Origin of the sequence: Bradyrhizobium sp. DN3, from assembly GCF_041357655.1 — a bacterium.
Lineage (GTDB): Bacteria > Pseudomonadota > Alphaproteobacteria > Rhizobiales > Xanthobacteraceae > Bradyrhizobium.
On the sequence record NZ_JAULLN010000075.1, the window covers coordinates 1 to 1,610 of the forward strand.

The 1,610-nt window shown below is 56.8% G+C and carries 1 protein-coding gene; it reads left to right on the top strand.

Features of this window, described 5'->3' with window-relative positions; translation table 11 throughout:
* Positions 1 to 386: 386 nt before the first annotated feature.
* On the top strand, positions 387 to 1,610 hold a 1,224-nt coding region (locus AAE027_RS39385; RefSeq protein WP_479714275.1), incomplete at its 3' end, for an ATP-grasp domain-containing protein.

Consider the following 1,610-nt stretch of genomic DNA (forward strand, 5'->3'; position numbering starts at 1 on the left):
CAGGCGACCGTCGTTTTCGACGTCCGTGTTGCCGTGTTCAGTCTGTCCGGTTGAAGACGTCTATGTTCGGAACCCGACCCGCTGAGGCGCAAGTATTCCGCCGGCGCGGTGCGAAACACATGGTTTTGCCCCTCTTGCTCGCACAACTCTTTCGGTGGCACGCCGATTGTATAGGACACGGTGAGGTATCCGTTAGACCATAACGGTCTCGCAGTCTCTAGCCTATGGGATCCACATGAACTTGCTCGACGATCCAGTAGACGCTGCACGTCCCCAGCAAATTTGATGGCAGCCTCACCGCGAGTCTGAGGTCGGGCACGGCCAAAAAGCAGGTGCCGATTTACGCTCTGACCGCCGCACAGTACTCAACAGAAGGTCAAAAGCCCATGACAAGAAGAGCGCTCATCCTGGTTGAAGGCAACACACACGGTACTGGTCTGCAATACGTCCAAGCCGCCCAGAGTCTTGGCCTTCATCCAATCACCCTGTCGGCTGAACCAACTCAGTACGACTATCTTGCGGCGGAAGGAATTGAGGCAATCCGTATCGATACAACCAATCGCGATGCACTGATCCGCGAATGTTCCCAGCTACGTGCGACCTATGACATTGCTGGCATTACGAGCGCCAGGGAGGCGGTCTATGCGACAGTTGGCAAGCTCTGTCGGCATTTCGATCTACCGGGACCGAACCCCACATCCGTTGAACGATGCTGCGACAAATTCACTCAGCGTCAGCTCCTCGCGGAAGCCGGCGTTCCCATACCGGCTTATCGTTTGGCATTGGATGCGACGGAGGTAGAAAGCTCTGCCGCAGAGATCGGGCTGCCGGTGATTGTTAAGCCCGCGGTAGGCAACGGCAGCTACGGCGTCCGATTGTGCCGCGACGTCGATGAGTTGGCCGAACATACGATGTATCTGTTGGGTGGAAAGCACATATGGCGGTCTTCGACGAGGATCCTTGTCGAAGAATTCGCACACGGCCCCTTTTATTGCGCCGACATAATGGGAAATGAGGTCATTGGGATTGCCGCCGCTGACTTCGGCCCCCCACCGCATTTCCTCTTTCGCGAGACCACCTTTCCGGCTCCGCTGAGTGATGACAATTATAAACGTATCGCCGATGTTTCGCTGAGCTGTTTGCGAGCTCTCGGTCTGGGCTGGGGGCCAACGAGCATCGAATTCCGGTGGACGAAGCGTGGCCCAGTCGTCATTGAGGTCAATCCGCGTCTTGGGGGCGGGATCAGTCCTCGAATGAACAAGCTGGCTTACGGTGTCGATCTCATCATCGAGCACATCAAGCTTGTCATCGGTGAGGAATGGGATTTGCGCAGAAGGCATTCGCACACTGCGGCCGCGCGGATCTTAAATGCCGATCACGATGGCACCCTCGATTGGATCGATGGCGACAGTCGAGCGGCTGCCGTACCAGGCGTCGCCGAGGTCAAATTCTATGTTGAACCCAAGGCGCCGATCATCAGGAAGGGCGATTACCGAGACCGCATCGGCCATGTCATTGCCGCTTCACCCAGCCTTGCTCAAACCGAGGCGATACTTCAGCGCGCCGTCGACCTAATCGATTGGTCGATCACACCGTTTACGACTCATGGC